This is a genomic window from Candidatus Poriferisocius sp., from assembly GCF_965202595.1.
In the GTDB taxonomy this organism is placed as follows: Bacteria; Actinomycetota; Acidimicrobiia; order Acidimicrobiales; family Bin134; genus Poriferisocius.
In genome coordinates, this window is the sequence record NZ_OZ241836.1 from 1,930,057 (window position 1) to 1,951,389 (window position 21,333).

The 21,333-nt window shown below is 62.2% G+C and carries 17 protein-coding genes; 2 read left to right on the forward strand and 15 right to left on the reverse strand.

What is annotated here, in order from left to right:
* Positions 1 to 61: 61 nt before the first annotated feature.
* From ACOGXC_RS08795 to ACOGXC_RS08845, 11 genes are all read right to left on the reverse strand, one after another.
* Complete coding sequence (locus ACOGXC_RS08795; RefSeq protein ID WP_419917823.1) at positions 62 to 1,264, reverse strand: amidohydrolase family protein; 1,203 nt, start codon at positions 1,262 to 1,264, stop codon at positions 62 to 64.
* 108 nt (positions 1,265 to 1,372) lie between these two features.
* A complete protein-coding gene (locus tag ACOGXC_RS08800; RefSeq protein ID WP_419917824.1) occupies positions 1,373 to 1,840 on the reverse strand; it encodes an HD domain-containing protein in 468 nt (155 codons plus the stop codon).
* A gap of 91 nt (positions 1,841 to 1,931) precedes the next feature.
* Positions 1,932 to 2,918 (reverse strand): site-specific tyrosine recombinase, encoded by a 987-nt coding sequence (locus ACOGXC_RS08805; RefSeq protein WP_419917825.1) that lies wholly within the window; start codon positions 2,916 to 2,918, stop codon positions 1,932 to 1,934.
* Positions 2,918 to 3,487 (reverse strand): NUDIX hydrolase, encoded by a 570-nt coding sequence (locus tag ACOGXC_RS08810; RefSeq protein ID WP_419917826.1) that lies wholly within the window; start codon positions 3,485 to 3,487, stop codon positions 2,918 to 2,920. Before ACOGXC_RS08810 ends, ACOGXC_RS08805 begins: the two co-directional genes overlap by 1 nt.
* 11 nt (positions 3,488 to 3,498) lie before the next feature.
* Complete coding sequence (locus ACOGXC_RS08815; protein ID WP_419917827.1) at positions 3,499 to 5,208, reverse strand: CTP synthase; 1,710 nt, start codon at positions 5,206 to 5,208, stop codon at positions 3,499 to 3,501.
* Positions 5,209 to 5,323: 115 nt separating this feature from the next.
* On the reverse strand, positions 5,324 to 6,916 hold the full coding sequence (gene recN, locus ACOGXC_RS08820) for a DNA repair protein RecN (RefSeq protein ID WP_419917828.1): 1,593 nt from the start codon (positions 6,914 to 6,916) through the stop codon (positions 5,324 to 5,326).
* Between the two features lie 18 nt (positions 6,917 to 6,934).
* Positions 6,935 to 7,816, reverse strand: a complete 882-nt coding sequence (locus tag ACOGXC_RS08825) for an NAD(+)/NADH kinase (protein ID WP_419917829.1) — start codon at positions 7,814 to 7,816, stop codon at positions 6,935 to 6,937.
* Positions 7,788 to 8,603 carry a TlyA family RNA methyltransferase gene (locus ACOGXC_RS08830; RefSeq protein WP_419917830.1) on the reverse strand — a complete coding sequence of 272 codons (816 nt, stop codon included), beginning with the start codon at positions 8,601 to 8,603 and terminating at the stop codon, positions 7,788 to 7,790. The genes ACOGXC_RS08825 and ACOGXC_RS08830 overlap by 29 nt, the downstream gene beginning before the upstream one ends.
* A 132-nt stretch (positions 8,604 to 8,735) precedes the next feature.
* Complete coding sequence (locus ACOGXC_RS08835; protein WP_419917831.1) at positions 8,736 to 9,530, reverse strand: HAD-IIA family hydrolase; 795 nt, start codon at positions 9,528 to 9,530, stop codon at positions 8,736 to 8,738.
* A 72-nt stretch (positions 9,531 to 9,602) separates the two neighbouring features.
* On the reverse strand, positions 9,603 to 10,619 hold the full coding sequence (locus ACOGXC_RS08840; RefSeq protein WP_419917832.1) for a 2-oxoacid:ferredoxin oxidoreductase subunit beta: 1,017 nt from the start codon (positions 10,617 to 10,619) through the stop codon (positions 9,603 to 9,605).
* A complete protein-coding gene (locus ACOGXC_RS08845) occupies positions 10,612 to 12,489 on the reverse strand; it encodes a 2-oxoacid:acceptor oxidoreductase subunit alpha (protein ID WP_419917833.1) in 1,878 nt (625 codons plus the stop codon). Before ACOGXC_RS08845 ends, ACOGXC_RS08840 begins: the two co-directional genes overlap by 8 nt.
* A gap of 227 nt (positions 12,490 to 12,716) precedes the next feature.
* Here ACOGXC_RS08845 and ACOGXC_RS08850 point away from each other — a divergent pair, with 227 nt between their 5' ends.
* Positions 12,717 to 12,968, forward strand: a complete 252-nt coding sequence (locus ACOGXC_RS08850) for a type II toxin-antitoxin system Phd/YefM family antitoxin (RefSeq protein ID WP_419917834.1) — start codon at positions 12,717 to 12,719, stop codon at positions 12,966 to 12,968.
* A complete protein-coding gene (locus tag ACOGXC_RS08855) occupies positions 12,965 to 13,336 on the forward strand; it encodes a type II toxin-antitoxin system VapC family toxin (RefSeq protein ID WP_419917835.1) in 372 nt (123 codons plus the stop codon). The genes ACOGXC_RS08850 and ACOGXC_RS08855 overlap by 4 nt, the downstream gene beginning before the upstream one ends.
* Before the next feature lie 72 nt (positions 13,337 to 13,408).
* Here the strand turns inward: ACOGXC_RS08855 and ACOGXC_RS08860 are convergent, their stop codons facing one another.
* From ACOGXC_RS08860 to ACOGXC_RS08875, 4 genes are all read right to left on the reverse strand, one after another.
* Positions 13,409 to 17,275, reverse strand: a complete 3,867-nt coding sequence (locus ACOGXC_RS08860) for a hypothetical protein (protein WP_419917836.1) — start codon at positions 17,273 to 17,275, stop codon at positions 13,409 to 13,411.
* Positions 17,262 to 18,374 carry a DEAD/DEAH box helicase family protein gene (locus ACOGXC_RS08865; protein ID WP_419917837.1) on the reverse strand — a complete coding sequence of 371 codons (1,113 nt, stop codon included), beginning with the start codon at positions 18,372 to 18,374 and terminating at the stop codon, positions 17,262 to 17,264. The genes ACOGXC_RS08860 and ACOGXC_RS08865 overlap by 14 nt, the downstream gene beginning before the upstream one ends.
* Before the next feature lie 278 nt (positions 18,375 to 18,652).
* Positions 18,653 to 19,792: a hypothetical protein gene (locus ACOGXC_RS08870; protein ID WP_419917838.1), complete on the reverse strand. Its 1,140-nt coding sequence runs from the start codon at positions 19,790 to 19,792 to the stop codon at positions 18,653 to 18,655.
* A 433-nt stretch (positions 19,793 to 20,225) separates the two neighbouring features.
* On the reverse strand, positions 20,226 to 21,275 hold the full coding sequence (locus ACOGXC_RS08875) for a class I fructose-bisphosphate aldolase (RefSeq protein ID WP_419917839.1): 1,050 nt from the start codon (positions 21,273 to 21,275) through the stop codon (positions 20,226 to 20,228).
* Positions 21,276 to 21,333: the final 58 nt, after the last annotated feature.

Consider the following 21,333-nt stretch of genomic DNA (forward strand, 5'->3'; position numbering starts at 1 on the left):
ATGTCAGAGGTCCTGCTGCATCGCACGTTCGCCTCCTGTGCCTGAACCTCGTTTGTGAGTTTCAACCGATGTCGAGGTTGAGGAGGCGGGCGGCGTTTCCCCGAACCAGCTTGTGGACCACATCGGGGGGCAGGTGGCCCATCATGTCCTCGGCCACCTTCTTGCTGTGGGGCCAGGTACTGTCGGTATGAGGGTAGTCGGTCTCGAAGGTGACGTTGTCCACCCCCACCTCATCCAGGGACTTCAAACCGTGGTTGTCGCGGAAGAAGCAGCCGAAGATCTGGCGGTAGTAGTAGGTGGAGGGCGGTTCGGGAACGATGTCGCGCACCCCGCCCCAGGCCCGGTGCTCCGACCACACATCGTCGCAGCGCTCCAGAATGTAGGGGATCCAGCCGATCTGGCCCTCGGAGTAGGCCAGCTTCAGCTCGGGAAACCGGACCAGCACCCCTGAGAACAAGAAATCGCTCATCGAGGCGATGGCGTTGTTGAAGCTGAGCGAGGCCGACACCGCCGGCGGGGCATCGGGGGAGGCCGCAGGCATCACCGACGAGGAACCTATGTGCATGCACACCGCAGTGACAGTGTCCTGGCAGGCCGAGAAGAACGGATCCCAGTAACCGGTGTGGATGCTGGGCAGACCCAGATTGGGAGCGATCTCGCTGAAGCACACCGCGTGGCAGCCCCGGGCCGCGTTGCGCTCAACCTCGGCCCGGGCCAACTCCACATCCCACAGGGGGATGATGGTCAGGGGAATGAGCGCCCCATCGGAATCCCCGCACCACTCCTCGATCATGAAGTCGTTGTAGGCCCGCACGCAGGCCAGGGCCAGCTCCTTGTCATCGGCCTCCAGGAAGGTCTGGCCGCAGAACCGGGGAAAGGTCGGGAACGACAGCGATGCCTCGACATGATTCATCTGCATGTCCTCAATCCGGGCTCGGGGCTCGTAGCACCCCGGACGCATCTCATCGTAAGTGATGGGCACGGCTTCCATATCGTCCCGATCGAAACCCACCGCCGCCACATGACGCTTGTTGGGGTAGACGAGGTCCTCGTAGAACCAGACATCACCCCACGGTGCCCCCTCCACATCCAGCTCGTAGGTGTACATCTTGGCCCCGCCTACGTAGGTGATCGGCCCCACCCGGCGACGCTCGACACGCGGCCCCTTCTCCTTGAACCGCTCGGGCAGCCAGCTCTCCCATAAGTGGGCGGGTTCCACCAGGTGGTCGTCCACGCTGATGATCCTGGGAATCTCGGTGCGCATAAAGCAGAGCCTACCGCCATGAAGCCGCCATAACCCGATCAATCCGCGGCCGACAGGGCAGCGACATGGGGCCGAGCGAACCACGCGGCAATAACGGAAACAACCCGATCAGTCCGCGGCCGACAGGGCGGCAACCACATCGGGAGCAAGTGAGGATTGAGCAGGGCCGCGGTGATGTTCCGCAGCCCACACCACGGTCAACTCGGCACTGCCCGCCGCTCGCAACATCTCCGCTCCCCGGCGGGGGTGATCCCGATATAGGGCCCACCGGCCGGTGAGGAGGCCGGGCGAAACCGCGCCCACCACGGTGGCCCCTACCCGGGCGACAATACCCAACCCGGCCTCGGTCTTGCCCACATCATGGAGAGCGGCGGCCACCCGCTGGGCATCATCAACCAGTCCGGGGCAGGTGGCCGAACGTACCGCGTGGCTGCGATCAACCGCGCTCATCCGCCGGTAGAGTTCTGCCTCCGCGCCGTTGAGCAACCCGAGCAACCAGACTTCCGCCCCGGGGTTGGGGCCACGATCGGTCAACGACTCGAAGAAGCGCCGCCCAAGATGGAGCCAATTGTTCATGGACCCAGCCCTTCACCGGTCGAGCGTCGCTCGGGGATGAGCCGATCTGTAGGTCTCCCACAACATAGCCTGCAAATGTGGCTGCCGAGCCCTATTTTCTGGCTCGGGGATGAGCCGATCGGTAAGTCTCCCACAACCGCTCGGTGGCCACCATGGTGTAGATCTGCGTGGTGCTGATGGAGGCGTGACCCAGAAGTTCTTGTACCGCCCGGATGTCGGCCCCACGATCCAGCATGTGGGTGGCGCACGAGTGGCGGAACACATGGGGGGAGACCCTTGCCCCCAGCCCCACCTGCCGGGCCCGTTTCTTCACCACCCCCCAGGCCCCCTGCCGGGACAGGCGACGGCCCCGCTGATTGAGCCAGACAGCCTCCTGGTCGTTCACCGATGCCCAGCGTTCGGGCTCCATCGCGCCCCGCCCTGCGGGAACCAACCAGGCGGTCATCGCCTCGTGGGCGCATCGACCCACCGGCAGGATGCGCTCCCTTCGGCCCTTGCCCAGAACGCGCACCGTCGAGGCTCCCATGTCCAGATCCGGCAGCGACAAACCCACCAGCTCGCCGATACGCATCCCGGTGCCGTAGAGCACTTCCAACAGTGCCCGGTCCCGCCGAGACGCCGGATCCGACCCGGTGACGGCGTCCATGATCCCATCCACCTCGGCCTCACTCAGCGCCTTGGGCACTCCAACCGGCACCCTGGGGAGTTCGATGTGAGCACCGGGGTCATCGGCTCTCACCCCTTCGACGATAAGGAACTGATGAAAGGTTCGGACCGCGGTCAGCGCCCGTTTGACCGACACCGGGGCCATCCCCCGACCCTGCTCATGGTGCAGAAAAGCCAGGATGTCGTCCTCGACCGCAGCCTCGAAACTGCTACCCCGCGCCACCAGGGTGGCGCGGTAGCGGTTCAGGTCCCGGCGATAGGACTCGCAGGTGCGGGGCGACCTACCTCGCTCCAGCACCAGCCAATCCAAGAAACCCTCCACCCCTTTTGACCCACCCGCCGGCGGCATCACATGATCGGGATCGAGATCGGGGCGAGCCTCCACCCCTTTTGACCCGCCCGCCGGCGGCATCACCCCAATCGCTCGCGAGCCAGCATCAACCCGGCGATGGACTTGGCATCCATCAACTCGCCCGCAGCCACCAACCCGGGCACATCGGCCAAATCTATGGTCTCGATGGCCATGTGCTGCTCCTCGACACTGTGGGGGGACCGGCCGGCATCCACCAGGTCGGTAGCCAGGTAGCAGTGGGTTATCTCGTCGCAAAAGCCCGGGGAGTTGTGGAAGACAGCCAAAAGATCCAGACGGCCGGCTCGCTTACCGATCTCCTCCTCCAACTCCCGCTGGGCCGCCACCTCCGGAGGCTCACCAGCCTCGTCCAGCTTCCCGGCGGGGATTTCCAGCATCTCCCGGTTCACCGCAGCTCGATACTGACGAATCATGATGACATTCCCACCGTCGAGAGGAACCACCACTGCGGCACCGGGATGGCGGATTATCTCCCTCTCGTACATCGAACCGTCGGGGGCCTTGATCTGGGCAACCGACAGCGATACCACCCGCCCCTGCCATTCCCGGCGCTCCCCCACCAGGGTGAACCCGGCTCCGCCCTTGCCGGCCGTCACTTTTTGATCCCTCACCCAAATATCCCTCAACCAGAAGCGATGGATCCAGAAGCGATGGATAATGCATCGGCCTGGTCGGGAGCGGCCCCGGAATCGGCTCCCCCGGCGGAGTCATCCACCGTATCAGCAGCCGGTCCGCTCCCGCTTCGGGCCAGCGCGGCCTGCACCAAACCGCAGAACAGGGGTGAGGGCCTGTCGGGACGGCTCTTGAACTCGGGATGGGCCTGGGTACCCACCCACCAGGGGTGACCATCCAATTCGATGAACTCCACCAGCAGCCCGTCGGGCGACTCCCCCGCTATCACGAAGTCGGTGCCCTCAAAACGGCTGCGCAGCCTGGGGTTGAACTCATAGCGATGACGGTGGCGTTCGGATACCACCTGGGTGCCGTACACCTCGGCCACCTTGGTACCGGGTCGCAGCTTTGCCAAGCACGCCCCCAACCGCATGGTGCCGCCCTTGCCGGTGATGCTGCGCTGCGACTCCATCAGATCTATGACCGGCCAGGGGGTGCGGGGATCGAACTCGCTCGAGTGGGCTTTGGCCAGGCCCAGAACGTTGCGGGCATAGTCTATGGTCATCGCTTGAAGGCCCAGGCAGAGGCCCAGGCAGGGAATACCGTTCTCCCGGGCATAGGCGGCAGCGTTTATCTTCCCCTCCACCCCCCGTTCACCGAACCCACCGGGAATCACGATGCCGTCCAACCCGCTCAACAGGCTGTCGACCATCAAACCCTCCACGCTCTCGGCCTGAATCCACTTGATCTCCACGGACACGTCTTGGTGGATGGCAGCATGGTTCAACGCCTCCACCACCGACAGATAGGCATCCTGAAGGGTGACGTACTTGCCGATGAGACCGATGCGCACGGTGCTGCGGGGGATGGCAATCCGCTGAGCCAACTGCTGCCAGGCGGCCAGGTCAGGCTCGGGCACATCCAGGCGCAAAATGTTGCACACCTCACGATCGAGGCCTTCCTCGTGGAGCACCAGGGGGATCTCATAGATGCTGTCGGCATCGGCCGCGTTGACCACCGACGCCACATCCACATCGCACAGGCCGGATATTTTGCGTTTCAAGGCCTGGGAGATGGGCTTCTCGCTGCGACACACGATGGCATCGGGCTGAACCCCCCGGCTGCGAAGCTCGGTCACCGAATGCTGGGTGGGTTTGGTCTTCTGCTCCCCCGCCGGCCCGATGAAGGGAACCAGCGTGACGTGGATGTAGCAGACATTGCCCCGCCCCACATCCAAGCGCACTTGGCGGATGGCCTCCAGGAAGGGAAGTATCTCGATATCGCCGACGGTGCCGCCGATCTCGGTGATGACGATATCGGTGTCGTCGGATACCAGCCGCATGATGCGGTTTTTGATCTCATTGGTGACGTGGGGTATCACCTGTACCGTCTTGCCCAGATATTCCCCGTACCGCTCCGCGGCGATGACCGAGGAGTAAATGGAGCCGGTGGTGGCATTGGAGAGCTTGGTGAGGTTCTCATCCACAAACCGTTCGTAGTGGCCGAGATCCAGGTCGGTCTCCCCACCATCGTCGGTGACGAACACCTCCCCATGCTCAAACGGGTTCATGGTACCGGGATCCACATTTATGTACGGATCCAGCTTCTGCATGATCACCCGCAGACCACGCTGCTTGAGCAAGCGCCCCAGTGACGCGGCAGTGAGCCCTTTGCCCAGGGAACTCGCCACCCCACCGGTGACAAAGATGTGTTTGGTCACGCCCGTAAATCCTAGCCCCCGGCGATGACAATGAGCACCACCATCAACGCTTCGATGCCTCCAAAAGTTCTAGCGCCGAGCGGACGGTGGTAGCGGCCCGTGCCACTTGGGGCTCTCAACGCTTCGATGCCTCCAAAAGTTCCAAAGCATGAAGGCGGGCGCTCTGGCTTGCGGGCGATCCCGAGAGCATGCGGGATAGCTCCACGATCCGATCCTCACCCTCCAAGGTCTCGGCTACCACCGTCACGGAGAACCCGTCATCGTGCTTGCTGATGCTCACCTGGTGGTCGGCGCAGGCGGCTACCTGAGGTAGGTGGGTAACCACCAGCACCTGGTGCTCCGGGGTGAGGCGAGAGAGCGCCCGACCCACGGTTTGGGCAACCTGGCCGCCAATGCCCGCGTCCACCTCATCGAACACCAGCACCGGGGGGCCGGCGCTGGTCACCAGGCGCAGGGCCAGCATGATCCGAGCCAACTCTCCCCCCGAAGCGGCCGATGTGAGCGGCAGGGAGGGCGCGCCGCTGTTGGCCGCCAACAGGATGTCCACCTCATCGCCGGGGTCCTCACCCACCACCACCCTCACCTCGGCTCGGTTCATGGCCAACTCCCGCATATGAGCCGTCACCTCCCGACCCAGTGCCGGGGCCGCATGGCGCCGGGCCGCGCCCACAACGGCACCGGTATCGGCTACGGCCGCGACGCAACGCCCGTGCTCGCCGTCGAGATCCCGGGCCAAGCGGTCGAAATCCTCCAGCTCCTCGAGGCGGGCGGCCAGATCACGATGGAACTCCATGACCTCGGCCAAAGTATCGCCGTACTTGCGGCGAAGGTCGACCAACAACTCCCGGCGCTGGCGGACCTCGGCAAGACGGACCGGATCCTCGTTTATCGACTCGGCCGCCCGACGCAGCTCGACCGCCAGATCGGCCACCTCCTCGGCCAGGTTGAGAATCCGACCGTGGGGACCCTCCAGGAACGGGCGGTTTTCCAAAGATGCGTTGATCCGGGCCAGCTCAGCCCCTACCGGGCCGTCGCTACCCAGCGCCAACGAAGCCTGCCGGGCCGCATCCCGACCTGCCGCAGCATCGGACAGCACCGCCTCCTCGAACCTGAGCGACTCCTCCTCGCCGGGGTCGTCCAGGCCCGCCGCGTCCAGCTCAGCCAACTGGTAACGACACAGTTCGATCTCCCGGGCCCGGGACCGCTCATCGCCGCCCAGCTCAACCCGCCGGCGCTCCAAACCGGCCAGCGCGGCCCGAGCCTGCATCAGCGGAGCCAGATCCACCCGGCCGAAGCGATCCAGCAAGGCCCGTTGATGGGCACGGCGCAACAAGGACTGCTGAGAATGCTGACCGTGCAGATCCACCAGCTCTCGACCCCGTTCCTCCAGGGTGGCCGCGGAGGCGAGTTGACCGTCCAGGTAGGCTCGGGCCCGGCCCTCGGCGGGAACGACACGGCGCAGGACAACCTCCTCGCCTTGCTCGCCCCCCTCGCCCCGCTGGAGGAACCGACCCTCCACCACGGCCTCGGCCGCGCCGGATCGCACCAGCGCCGGATCTGCCCGACCCCCCAAAAGCAGTTCCACCGCCGTTACCACCAGGGTCTTGCCGGCCCCGGTTTCCCCGGTTAGCACGGTCATGCCCGGGCCCAGCACCAGGTTGAGTTGCTCTATCACCCCCAGATTCGCCACCGCCAACTCAGTCAGCACCCGAACCTGCTTTCGAAATCACCGGTCGGCCAGGCCGAAGGTGGACTTCAGGGCTTGATGAAAGCCTCGCCGGCTCAGGGTTACCAGGCGGGCGGGCTTGTCGGAAACGGTGACCGTCAACGAATCGCCCACCTCCAGCCGGCCCAACTCGCGGCCGTCCACCGCCACCGCGGCCGAGCGATCACCCAGTACTCGGACCACCAGCTCGCTGGCGGGAGGGAGCACCAAACTGCGGTCGAACAGCATGTGGGGAGCCACCGGGGTCAAGATCACCGCGTGCATGGTCGGGGCCAAGATGGGACCTCCGGCTGAGAGTGAATAAGCCGTGGACCCTGTAGGGGTGGCCGCGATCAACCCATCGGCGGCATAGCTGGTGAAGAACTCCCCGTCGATGTGAACAGCCAGATTTACGGTGCGACCGCTGTCCACCTTCTCCACTATGGCCTCGTTGAGGGCGCTCACCACCTGGCCGTCGCCCAGGTGGCACCGCAGCCGGATGCGCTCCTCGATCCGGTACTCGCCGGCCAAGAACCGCGCCACCGCGCCCAGCGCGGCCTGCGGTTGTATGGCGGTGAGATACCCCAGGGATCCGTAGTTGACCCCGAGCACGGGCACCCCGTGGTCAGCTACCGCAGTCACCGCTCGGAGCATGGAACCGTCGCCTCCCAGGCTCACCGCCAAGTCCAGCTCCCGGCCGATCCGGTCATCGGGCCGAGCAAGGTCGGCGCGGCCCGCGGCCCCAGCCGAGCTGGGGGGAAGGCATATCTCGTGACCATCCGCACCGAGGCGGTCGATCAGGTCGGCGGCCAGCTCGAGGGCCTCAGGCCGATCGGCATGAACGAACAGGGCAATAGCGGCCACGGGTTGAAGATTATTGGCCCCCAGCCGCACTTTGGTCATTTGCCACCGACACCACTTTGGCGACATCAACTGTTGAGGCCACACCACCTTTTTCCAGCAGGACGAAGAACTCCACGTTGCCCTTCGCCCCCATGAGCACCGACTGGGCGGCAGCCTGGGGTGCCACCCCGGACTCGACGGCTGCTCCCAGCACCCGATCCAGCGCAATCCTCCACTGCTCGGGGTCACGAATAACCCCCTGGCCCCGCCTGGCCTCCTGCCGCCCCACCTCGAACTGGGGCTTGACCAGAACCACCAGGGGCGCACCCGGTGCCGCCAGACCGGCCAGCGCCGGCATAACCGTCACCAGCGATATGAAGGACACATCGGCGGTTACCAGGTCGAATGGTGCCCCGATATCGGCCGGATCAACGTCCCGGACATCGGTGCGCTCGTATACGCTCACCCGGGGATCGGCGGCCAGGCGCTCATGAATCTGAGCCCGGCCCACATCCAGGGCAACAACCCCGGCCGCACCGCTCTGCACCAGACAATCGGTGAACCCACCGGTGGATGCCCCCACATCGCAGCACCACCGGCCGGCAACGTCCAGCTCGAAGGCTGCCAAGGCCCCCTCCAACTTCTCACCACCCCGACCCACGTAACGGGGCGGCGGACCCATCAGCACCAGGGCATCACCAGCCAGCACGAGCCGAGCCGGTCGCTGAACCACCGTCCCGTTGACCATCACCCGACCGGCCACCACTGCTTCACCGGCCCGATCCCGGCTCGAAACCAGGCCACGACGCACCATCTCCGCGTCCAGCCTCCGGCGCTTCCTGCTCACCCCACCCACCCGAACAATGACGAACCACCCGGGCTCAGTACGAGTTCCCTCCGGCGCGGCCCCCTCATCCCACCCACCCGAACAATACCGAACCACCCGGGCTCAGTACGAGTTCCCTCCGGCGCTTCCTGCTCACCCCAATGGCTGGATACCCATCCGATCGACCAGCTCAACCAGGTCCCGGGCCTGATACTGCGGCTCGGGAGACACCGGCAGATCATCAGCGCTGGTGACCCCGCTCAGCACCAGCGCAAACTCGTATCCCAAAGCCTGGGCGAAGCGACCGTCGGAATCTGGACGATCTCCCACCACCACCCCGGTGTCACCCATCCGGTCTCGCACGCACTCGACCACCGGCTGGTTGGGCTTACCCGCCATCGTCGGCACGGCCTCTGCAGCCGCCGCCACCGCCGCCAGCAAGGCACCACCCCCTGGTTCCAGTCCGGCCTCGGTGGGGTAGCTGGGATCATGGTTGGTGCCGATCAACCGGGCACCACCTCGCACCGCCCGCATGGCCCGACCCAGGGCATTGTAGTCGAAACCAGGGTCTATCCCCACGATTACTGCATCGACGGCCTCCGACGAGCACACCTCGGCCCCGGCCAACTCCACCGCTTCGACGATACCCGAGCCCCCCACCACCAGCACCCGCTCGCCCGGGTGGATAAGCCGTCCCGCCGCGGTGGCCGAGGTGACGACCAGCCCGGCGGCATCGATCCCGCAACCGGCCAGCCTGGCCTCCTGCTCGGCCACGGTCAGGGCCGACAGGTTGGTTACGAACACAACGGACGCGCCCGACCGGCGCAGCCGCTCCACCGCCTCAGCAGCCCCGGGCACCGGGGTTTGCCCCACCCACACCACCCCGTCCAGATCAAGCACCCACCCACTGGGCATGAAGTGCCCGAAAGACAAAGCAGAGCTGCTCATAAGCCGGGATGCCCCCACGGCAAACCAGAACTTCTCATAAGCCGGAATGCCCCGAAGGCAAACAAAAATCGCTCAGGAGACTTTCCAGGTGGGCTGGGAGTGCAGTAGCGCTTCGAGGTCGCCGGGTCCCGACAGTTCCTGGGCCATGGCGAGCTGCTTGCTGGCCTCCGCGGCGTACTCGGCCCGCTCCACCGCCCGGTACACCCCGATGGGCGTGGGTTCGAACGGGCCGGCCGACAGCCGCGACAGGGCAAAGGCCAGGCTGGGGTCCTGACGGGTCTCGTCGTGAACCAGAAGAGCCGACTCGCCAACATCGGCCACATCGACGATCTCGGCACTGCCCTGGGCGTTCATGACAACACCCTTCTCGTTGTTGTCGCCAAAACGCACGGGCCGGCCGTGCTCCAGCGGGATGAGCATGGAGGCCCGCTTGTCCTTCTTGGTGATCGCCCCGAACGCCCCGTCGTTGAAAACGTTGCAGTTCTGAAACACCTCCACGAAGGAGGCACCGGGAAAATCATGGGCCCGCCGGAACATGTCCATCATGTGCTGACGATCCATGTCGTGGGTGCGGGCCACAAAGCTGGCCTCGGCTCCCAATGCCACCGAGATGGGATTGAACGGCTCGTCGATACTGCCCGCAGGGGTGGACTTGGTGACCTTGCCGATCTCGCTGGTGGGCGAGTACTGGCCCTTGGTCAGCCCGTAGATCTGATTGTTGAACAGCAAGATGTTGAGGTTCACGTTGCGGCGCAGGGCATGCAGCAGGTGGTTGCCTCCGATGGACAGCATGTCGCCGTCACCACCGACCACCCACACATGCAGGTCGGGGCGGGCCATGGCCAGGCCGGTGGCCAGCGCAGGGGCCCGCCCGTGGATGCCGTGCATGCCGTAGGTGTTCATGTAGTAAGGAAACCGAGCGGCGCAGCCGATTCCCGATACGAACACGGTGTCCTCCCTCCGCACCCCGAGTTCGGGCATGAGGAGCTGCACCGCGGTCAGGATCGAGTAGTCCCCGCATCCGGGGCACCAGCGAACCTCCTGGTCGCTGGTCCAATCGGCTTTGGTGGTGGTGGGAACGTCAGTCATCGAGGGCTCCATTGATGTGAGCGTGAAGCTCGGCCGCGGTGAAAGGAACCCCCTCCACCTTGCTTACGGATTGGGCATCCACCAGGAACTCGGCCCGGATGATGCGACAGAGCTGACCCAGGTTCATCTCGGGCACCAGCACCTTGGGGTAACGGCGCACGATGTCCCCCAGATCCTTGGGCAGCGGGTTCAGATGGGTTAGGTGGGCGTGGGCCACCTTGTGCCCCTCCGACCGGGCCCGCATCACCGCACTGGTGATGGCTCCCCAGGTCGAGCCCCAGCCCAGCACCAGGAGGTCGGCATCGTCCACATCCCCGTCCACCATGAGGGGGGCGATGTCGTCGGCAATACGAGTTATGCGATCCGCCCGCAGCCTCACCATGTAACCGTGGTTCTCGGGCTCGTAATTGATGTTGCCGGTGCCGTCCTCCTTCTCGATACCACCGATGCGGTGGGTGAGGCCGGGGGTACCGGGTACCGCCCATGGACGGGCCAGGGTCTCGGGGTCTCGCAGGTAGGGCCAGAACACCTCGGTTCCGTCCGCTTCGGTGTGGTTGGGTTCGGTGGTGAACCCCACGGTCAGGTCGGGCAGCAGCGACACGTCGGGCAAGCGCCAGGGTTCACTGCCGTTGGCGAGATAGCCGTCGGACAGCAGGATCACCGGAGTGCGGTACTTGAGGGCGATTCGAGCCGCCTCGATAGCGGCAAAGAAACACTGCGAGGGGCTGTAGGCAGCCACGATGGGCACTGGCGACTCGCCGTGGCGCCCATACATGGCCTGCATCAGATCGGCGCTCTCGGTCTTGGTCGGCAAGCCGGTGGACGGCCCACCTCGCTGGATGTTGATGATCAAAAGGGGCAGCTCCAGGCTGACCGCCAGGCCAATGGTCTCACCCTTGAGGGCGATACCCGGCCCGCTGGTGGTAGTCACCCCCAGATGTCCCCCGAAGGCCGCTCCCAGCGCGGCGCACACCGCGGCGATCTCATCCTCGGCCTGAAGGGTGCGCACCCCGAAGTTCTTGCGCCGGCTCAGCTCGTGGAGGATGTCGCTGGCCGGCGTGATGGGGTAGGAACCCAAAAAGAGAGGCACCTTGGCCCGCTGGCTGGCCGCGATCAACCCCCACGACAGCGCGGTGTTGCCGTTCACGTTGGTGTAGGTGCCCGGTTCCAGCACCGCGGGCTTGACCTCGTAGGTGAAGTCGAACAGTTCGGCGGTTTCGCCAAAGGCCATGCCTGCTTTGAACGCGGCGGTGTTGGCATCGGCAATGAGCTGCTGGCGCTTGAACTTGGCCGAGATCCAATCCAGGGTGGGCTGAGCCGGACGGCCGTACAGCCACGACAGAAGCCCCAGGGCAAAGAAGTTCTTGGACCGCTCGGCATCGCGGGGCTTGACCCCGAGGTCCTTGCAAACCTCCTTGGTGATGGTGGTCATGGGCACCGTGAACAGGGTGTAGTTGTCCAGGCTGCCGTCGGCCAGCGGATCGGTGTCATAGCCGGCCTTGGCCAGGTTGCGCTCCACGAAGGCATCCTGGTTGACGATCACGGTGCCGCCGATCTCGAGGTGCATCAGCTCCTTGCGAAGCGCCGCCGGGTTCATGGCCACCAGCACATTGGGGGCATCACCCGGAGTGGTTATGTCGTGGTCGGAAACTTGCACCTGAAATGCCGACACCCCGGCCAGCGTCCCCTGCGGGGCCCGGATCTCAGCCGGGAACTCGGGCAGCGTGGCCAAGTCGTTACCGAACAGGGCGCTGGCGGTGGTGAAGCGGTCACCGGTTAGCTGCATCCCGTCCCCGGAGTCGCCGGCGAAGCGAATCACGAGGCGACTCAGCTCCCGCGTCCCCACGGTCTTGGGAACAGTGTCAGTCACGGAATCCTCCTTGATCCCATCTGGCCCCTCGCCCAGGCGATGCCGAGCATTGAGATTACCCAGCGCGACCCCGCAAGTGGCACATAGTCGGCAAAAACTCCCCGACCACCGGTGCACCCCGCGCCCGCGGGTGAGAATCAGGCCGCCCAGCAGGCGTTTCCCAGCCAGCAAGTAATTAGTCTGGTCTAGTCTGGTCAGAAAAGTATAGCATGGTATAGAATGTGGCTATGGTGATCAACGTTTACGAGGCAAAAACCAACCTGTCGAAACTTTTGGACAGGGTTGCTGGGGGAGAAGAACTCGTTTTGGGCAGGGCGGGCAAGCCCATAGCCCGGCTGGTGCCTTACCAGCCGGTTCGCCAACCCCGAAAGCCGGGGAGCCTGGCTGGAAAGGTCTGGGTGGCTCCCGACTTTGATGAAACCCCCGAAAACCTCATTGCTGCCTTTGAAGGCGACCTTGCCGACAAGGTTTGGGAGTGAACCTGCTGCTTGACACCCATGTCCTCCTTTGGTGGGTACAAGGGGCCACGATCTCGGACCAAGCGCAAGCCGCCATTGCCAACCCCAACAACATTGCCTACGTGAGCGCTGCCAGCATCTGGGAGATTAGCATCAAGCGAGCTCGCGGAAAGCTACGGGTTGATGAGGCAATTTTCGACATGGAAAAAGAAAAATTCGAGCCACTCAGTATCACCCACGCCCATGCTCAAAAAGCAGGATCCTTACCCGACTTTCATCGGGACCCATTCGATAGAATGCTCATTGCTCAAGCGCTGACCCATGAACTACTGCTTGTCACTCGCGATCCCCGTATGGAGCTCTACAGCACCCAAATCCTGCTTGCATAACCACCCCTGTCTATCCGGATAATCCCGGAATCTAGCTCGTTCAGAAAATCTTCCAATTTGAGTGGTAAGGGGCTAGTCATGGTATTGGCTGTAGCCCAGGCCGCTCACGTGAGGTTCTTCGTGCAGTAGCTTGCGTAGCACGGCGATCTCACCCTCATCCCAGCCCAGTGCGGTGCAAACGGCAGCATCCCAGAGTTCGCGGACTTCGCACTCACCGTCACGAAATTGGGGAACGATTTCGTCACGGGTCAATTCCCAGCAATCGGCAAGCGTGGAGCTGATATATGGATCGGAGATGTCGGGGATGGGGAGGTTGTTGAAAATGGCTGGGGTGTACTGGGGGAAAGCGATCTTGCGCCCTGGATTTCTAAGCAACAACAGCCGTCCGGGTGTGGAGTTAAGGAAAATTGCAACTGCCTTAGCTAAGTTGGGATAAATACCTCTGACTGGCAACCAACCACCACCTACATAAGCAGAATTAGATGCCACGGCGGTGACGCGCCCAGTGCTTGTGTCCTGGCCAGCGGTAACGAGTAGGTATCCGGCCTTGTCAAGCACCGGCGAAGGCCCTGTTTTCTTGTATGTCCAGTGCTCGTCCGGTGTGGCTTCGATCGTCAATTGCCCTTCAGCACCTTTACTCTTTAGGACTGGAAAAGCGCCGAAAGCACCTACAGAAGTTCGGCGATGGACAGTAGCTAGCAGGGGAAGTGTCTGGTGACAAGTCATGCCTTGATTATCCATCGGTTGCAGTGCTGGGTGTGAGGCAAAACTTGCTGCTGCTTCAGCCAGTATCGGTGAGCGCCAGATCGCAGTAGTCCAATCGCCATTTTGGATACGTTCTACCGGCCATTCAGACACTTCCCCCCAGCCGCCAGCTAGTGGACCAATATCTCGCTGTTCAATTGCACTGAACAACTCAGCAACTTCGGTGTCATTGTTGGGGAAGTGATCCAGGGCTATAAACCTTGTTGGTGGCCGTTCACCAGTGTGACGGCGAAGTATAATGATGCTTTCGTTGATGCTGGTGTTCTGGCTCAGGTTGATGTTGTCGGGCTGGTGGCAGGTTAGGATAGTGTGAACGTAAAAACGGGCGGCAAGTACTCGACGCTCTTGAGCTCCGGAATAATTAGCCAATGAAACCGTCGGGCTTATCATGGCCAGCACACCTTCTTTTTGCCCAATGCATAGGTCCGCAAGTGATACAAACATGGGGCGCAGAGACCGTTTCGTAACGAAACCCTCCAACAATGGATCAGCAGTTGCCAGCACGTTCTCAAGCCCATCGACACGATTCCGTAATGAGTTTCTAATGTCAGTCGAGAACTTTTTTCCCATACGTGTACGTTCAGTGAACGGCGGGTTAATTATTACGATGCGGGCACCCATGGCTGCTTTCGCCGCTCTTTGGACTTCTGGGTCTTCCAGGTTGTGCCTAACTGCCTCGCCCTGGGCCGCGCCGGCAAACATCTCTGTCTGCAACTTGGGAACCACCTCATCCTCGGCTATCAACTCCAACGTGCCAGCCGCTATCGGCACCATCGAATCACCGGTGGGGCCGTAGGGCATCCGATAGAGGCCCATACCGCTATACTTGATGTCGGTGTTGCCGGCGGTCAACTGGGTTGCGGCCAGTTGCAGCGACACCGGGTTGATGTCCATGCCCTTCAGCACTTCTTCCACCGCCAGCTTTTGTAGTGAGGCGACTTGCTCTTCCGAGGCACCTTGCTCGCGAGCTCGGCGCTTCATGTCGGAAAGAAGCGCGGCCAGCAGGGTGCCGCTACCACAAGCCAGATCCACCGATTTGTGAGCCCGCCACGTTGCCGGATCAACCCAGTTCTGGGGGCCGCAGGCGTCCAGCGCCAACCGGGCCGCCATGGTGGCTGCGGGCGGGCGGGTGAAGTAGGCACCGTCGGAGGCCTGGTTGCCCATGACCTTGTTGAACAGCGGGCCGGCGTGGTCGGCACCCATGTCGGCGTAGGTGGCGGCAATGCGTTCGGCCTCCGAAGCCAGGTGCCGCAACGCTCGTTCCAGGCCGGCCAGCCTCGCGGTGTCCTCAACGGCATAAATCGCCTCCAGCGCGGGCTCGATAACCGGTACGAAGTCCTGGCGGGTTATGCGGTTCCAGTTGCGTTTCAGCCGTTCGATCACGCGAGCATCGTTTTTTGTGGCGGCCAGCGGTTCGACATCTCGCAACCAGCCACCCTCGGCGATGCGCTGGTGCAGCATCGCCGCGTTCATGAACAAGAGTGCGGCGATGGTGCAGCCGTCGGCTTGGGCCGAGAGGCTCTGGGAGTCCAAGTGATCCAGGCCGAAGTGCGCATCCAGCGCCGTCTTCAGCCCATCTGAGTGAAGATGGTACTTCGCCTCGTTGATGCTTTCCTCCAACAGGTTGAGGTCTCGGCTCACCCGGTCACGGCGCAGACCCGACTTGGCCAGCAGGTTGACCGTGATCTCCTTCCCAAACTCATCGCCAATTTTCAAAAGCATCAACTGGGTCTGTTCTTCCTGGCGCTGGGCTTTGGTCTTGGCAGCTCTCCTTCGACGCTCAGCTTTTGGCGGTACCGGATTACCGGCACCCTTGTTGATCATCTCCCGGGCGTGCTTCTTCGACTTGTCGGCATTGACCCGACCAAGCATCTCGCCGGCCCGAGGCTTGTCTCGCTTCACCGTGTCCTGACGCAACCGCATTGCGCCGTCGGGGGTTTGAGCAACGGTCACGATTTGCGTGGGCTCCATGTCGGGAGTCCATTCGTCCGAACGCACCGGTTCCAGGCCTAGTTTCGACCAGGGTTTTTCCGTAACGACGGTTTCCTCGACCACATCGAACACCGATTGGGCCGGGCCGCGATGCTCGCCGTAACGGATGCGACCGGCGGATGCCGAAGCAATCGCCACCAAGCTGGTGATTGCCCGATCCTCCTGGGGCGGCGGAACGTAGATCTTCAACATCTCGGCAAGTTCTTCCTCGATGCGGCTGTCGTGGGCTCTCAGCGCCAGCAGTATCTGCCCCAGCTCCGACCAACCTTCTTCAGGATCGGCTCTCGCCAACCATTGTTCGGGGTCGTCGTTGGGCGGAAACAGAATCGGGCAGACGATGTAGCCGAACTCCTTTTCGGAAGCAGTACGCATCGCCCGGCCCACTGCTTGGACAACATCAATCGGGCTCTTGCGCGGCTCCAGAAAGGCCACCGCGCTGAGCGATGGGGAGTCGGTGCCCTCGCCGAAGATACCCACATTAACGACGCCATGGGGGGCTTCGGGGTCTGCCTCGGCCAAGCGTCTCTTGGCGTTGTCACGGTTGGAAACATTGTCGGTTGCGTCGAGATGCTCCAAGCTGAAGTTGGCGGGCTCTTGACCCTCCATGCGAGATGCCAGCCAATCGCGCACCACGCCGGTTTGAAGGTCTTGAGCCATGTTCTTCGACTTGTGAACCGTGTTCATGAACGCAATGCACGACTTGATGGTCACGTCATGGTTGGTGCTGCTCGTCCGGGTGGCCCCTGCCATAACCAGCGCCAGCGCCAAACCCCGCAGGTAGTCCACGGTCGTGAGGCTGGATCTGCCCCTCGATTCGGTGGTTCGAGCAAGTTCGTTGGCAGCCGCGTAGGCCTCGGGATCGTTCACCCCCAGGGCGATGATTCGATAGTCGGCCAACCAACCGTTGTTCACTGCCTCGACATAGCTCTTGCGGTACAACTCGACACCAAAGGTGGTCTCGTCGTCCATCGAACGAACCACGAAGTCGGATGGATTTACCCTTCTGGTGGAAGTGGCGTGGTTGTAGATGCGGGGAGTGGCGGTTTGATAGATACGGAAGCGAGCCGGAAAGGCCTGCTGGTCGTGGCAGAGGGTGAACTCCTTGAGACGGGCCTGTTGTTCATCGGGCCCGGCGCGGCGGCGCAGGGTTGCGGTGCGGTGAGCCTCATCACAAACCAGCACCTGTATTTCGGTGCCGGAAATTTCCAGCGCTTCGGCTACCCGGCTGGCGCTCTGGTAGGTGCCGAAAATGACGCTGAGGCGCGGGCCACGAACATTGCCAACACCATCTCCCCCCCCCCCCCCCCGCAATCCAATCGGCGATTTCTTGCGGCTGGGTGGTGACCAAGCCTTTTACCTCGCTTTGGCTTACGTTGCTGTTGTCCTGTGTGGGGTCGAGGGCCCGATTGTTGTTGCCCTCTTTTTTGGGATCGTAACCGGCGGTCTGGTCGGAGCAAACCGCCATCGCCCTGATCGGGGTGCGGGCGTGCTGGAGAAACTCGCGTCGCAACTGCGACACCAGCGCGATGGAGGGACACAGCACCACCGAAAGCTGGCCCTTACCCCCCCCCCCGGTCAACTCTTCGACGATGCGCAACGCAATGCGGGTTTTGCCGGTACCGCAGGGCAGGATGATGCGCCCTCGGGCTTGGCCTCGAGGCAGCCCTCCCGAGTCGGCTTCGGCATGTTCTCGCAGGATGCGCACGCTCGCAGCCACCGCTTCGCGCTGCATGCAGCTACGGGTCTGCTCGGCCTCAGGATCGTGGCAATGCGGGCAATCCCCGGCTTCGTCGGGGGCAGCGGCATCTGCGGCGGTTACCTCGGCGGTCAGGTTGACGACTTTAACCGGCTTGTCGGATATCTCGATTGCATGTCGGGCACGGCTGCTGGGTGAGCTGGCACCGTTGGTGACCAGCCACTGCTCGGCAAAAACGTCACTACCCGCGGGATGGGCAAACTTGCTGATCTCGCTCTTGGAGATCTCCCCGCCCGTTCCGTCCGAATCCAACTTGCGAGCCTTACACTGGATGGCGATGTAGCGGCCATCGGATCCTCGACGGGCCACCAGGTCTATACCAGGATCCTGAGCAGTGCTCCTGGGGAAAAGCTCAAGCCGCGACGGCCAATCGGCCCAGGAGTGGATCTCATCCACATCCCAATCAGCCAGATGGAGCGCCACTTTCTCGGTGAGACGCTCCAGCCAGATGCCGTCGGTGGATTCATGCCCGTACCGCTCCAGAGTCTCCCTGGCTTCCCCAAGCACATCAGCCTTGCCGATCATGCTAGCCCTCCTGGATTGCCGCCCAGATCACTTCTCGCGGCGAACTCCTTTGAACGGGCCTCCTGCCTTCTTCATCTTCATGAAGCGGCCAGACTCAGCATCTCGCTTTATCCAGTTGCCGTTCTTGGGGTGGGGGAGTTGGCTCCGACCAGTGACAGGCCCCACCCGACCGCCGCCCCTCGCTCCGTTCTTAGCCATCGTGACTCCCCTCTGGTTCAGGATAATATAGTTTTGAATAGGTTACCGATGCTTTTGACTCCGTCCCAAATAGAATCTACCTACACCACATCGGCATTCAGGAGCAGGCGGAAGAGAGCAAATGCCCACAGCACGGTAATCGCCAGTACGAGTACTACCTTCCAATGCCGAAGCAGTCTTTCTGTGAGAGGCGTGGAGCCCCGAGAGAGCACGAGAGCCCCAGCCAAGGTGAGTGGGAAGGTCAGGAGAGCAAGCGATTCCACCAGATCGGCGTTATCCGGCAGCAGGCCTGCTACAGTGGTAGCGGCTAGAATCAGCACCAGTATCCACAGAACCAACAGGCTATGTGCCTGTCTAGTATGGGCGCGGACGCTGATCCGAGCAAAGTAGGGCCTTTTTGGGTCCGATGCGTAAAATGCCACTGTGTCCGCTGTTGCTGGTACAGAGTCACCGGCAGCAACGCCAAGACGTTGGCCCAAGAGGTCGGAAATTTGAGGCTTGTCAATCACGATCCCGTGATCCGCAGCCCTGATCTCAACATGGGTTGTCCTGGCATCACCCCAGGCGAGTTCCTGCTCCATTTTTGATGAGTGCGCCCGAAGCCAGGGGCGTTGCTCCGAAAGCTTGATCAAGCAGGACTGGTCAACCGGCACAGTCGTGTCAATGATTGCTTCCCAACGACGACCGTATTCAGCCACTACTTGTAGAGTCGTGAGGTCCATTCTGTCAACCGCTCCAACGAACTCCTCTACGAGGAGGTCTATATCCTCAATTCCTTGTGGACGAAAGGGCATGAAGGGGACGGCCAGTAATACACACTCCGACGATGACTCCAAATTGTCTCCCTCTCCCAGGGCATATACGAGCGCTGTCCGAGCGGGCTCAAGTTGCTGCAACCACCTTTCTACGTGCCCGATCTCTACATTAAAATCGAGATCAGCATTCAGATATGAAGCGAGCGCGAGCGCATCTATGTATCTGTGCGAGTTTGAAGCAGATAGGCACCTTCTCCAAAATCCCTGCTTTGTGGGGGCATAAAATTCTCGCCAGACAGAGTTGGTATAAGCAGATATTCCTATCCACAACGATCCCCCAAGTGGCTGTTCATCAAAGGCTCGCCCGTCTACATGTGCAATGTACCGTGCCTGAAGTTCTGCTGCTTCTCGCCGAAGAAGCAGTGTCGTTGTATTACCTTGTGCACCAGTGAAATCAACGTTCAAGAGTAGCTCCTTCGGGCGCATACCGAAGGGTAGAAATAATCGAACCTGATCGCCAGTTTCTACTGAACTCTCAAACTTTTTTAGCAGTTCGATAGGTAAGCACACCTGGTAGGAGGAAGCCAGATTCACGTGGTCGCTGTCCCGAAGTACTATTTCATGTACGGCCCTCTCTCGCCACCTCCGTGTGTAATCTAGGAGTTCAAATGTAAGTTCCCAATTCTGGGAGAGGTCAAAAAAAGCTGGCTCGCGCCCTCAGGGTCGACAAGCAACGGGTCTACTGTCAGGCAACGGCGTGGCTGACGTTACAATCGAGACCACCCGTCGAAGCCACTTAAGTATCCAACTCACCGCTTGATTATTCCATAATGCTACGACAATTTCAAGAACCTGCACGGCAGGCGGATTGCCATATAACCATTTTTCCGCCCACAAGCTAGGCGATTGTCACATCCTTGGAGAGGTACACATCCTGGATGGCGTTTAGTAGCTTGATGCCTTCTGCCATTGGGCGCTGGAAGGCTTTGCGGCCGCTGATGAGGCCGAGGCCGCCGGCTCGTTTGTTTATCACTGCGGTGCGTACTGCTTCGGCCAGGTCTCCGGCCCCCGACGATGCTCCGCCGGAGTTGATGAGACCGATGCGGCCCATGTAGCAGTTGGCCACCTGCCAACGAGTGAGATCGATGGGGTGATCGGAGGTCAGCTCGTCGTACACCAACGGGTGGGTCTTACCGAATCCCACCGCGTTGTAACCGCCGTTGTTCTCGGGAAGCTTCTGCTTGATTATGTCGGCCTCTATGGTTACTCCGATGTGGTTGGCCTGCCCGGTGAGGTCGGCGGCGGCGTGGTAATCGGTGCCATCCACCTTGAAGCCGGAGTTGCGTAGGTAGCACCACAGGACGGTGAACATCCCGCACTCATGGGCCCGGTGGAAGGCCTCGGCCACCTCCTGGATCTGGCGGGTGGCCTCGGCAGAACCGAAATAAATGGTGGCACCCACCCCGGCCGCCCCCAGGTCGTAGGCCTGCTCAACCGATCCGAACATCACTTGGTCGAACTTGTTGGGGTAGGTGAGCAGCTCGTTGTGGTTGAGTTTGACGATGAAGGGGATGCGGTGGGCAAACCGGCGGGAGGTGGCTCCCAACACCCCGAAAGTGGAGGCCACCGCGTTGCACCCCCCTTCGATGGCCAATTCCACGATGCCCGCCGGATCGAAATACCGGGGGTTGGGAGCAAAAGAGGCCGCCCCCGAGTGCTCGATGCCCTGATCCACCGGCAGGATGGATACGTATCCGGTGCCGGCCAGCCGGCCATGGTCGAGCAGCGACTGAAGATTGCGCAATACCTGGGGGGATCGATCGGTGGACACCATTACCCGGTCGATGTAATCGGGGCCGGGGAGATGCAGATCCTCACGGGAAATGGTTGTGGATTCGTAGGACAGTAGAAATTCAGCCTCGTCACCCAAGAGTTCTTCTATTTTCATGGTCTGCCTTTCCTTCGAACCGCTACCAGCACCCCACAATAGTGGCGGGGCCGAACCT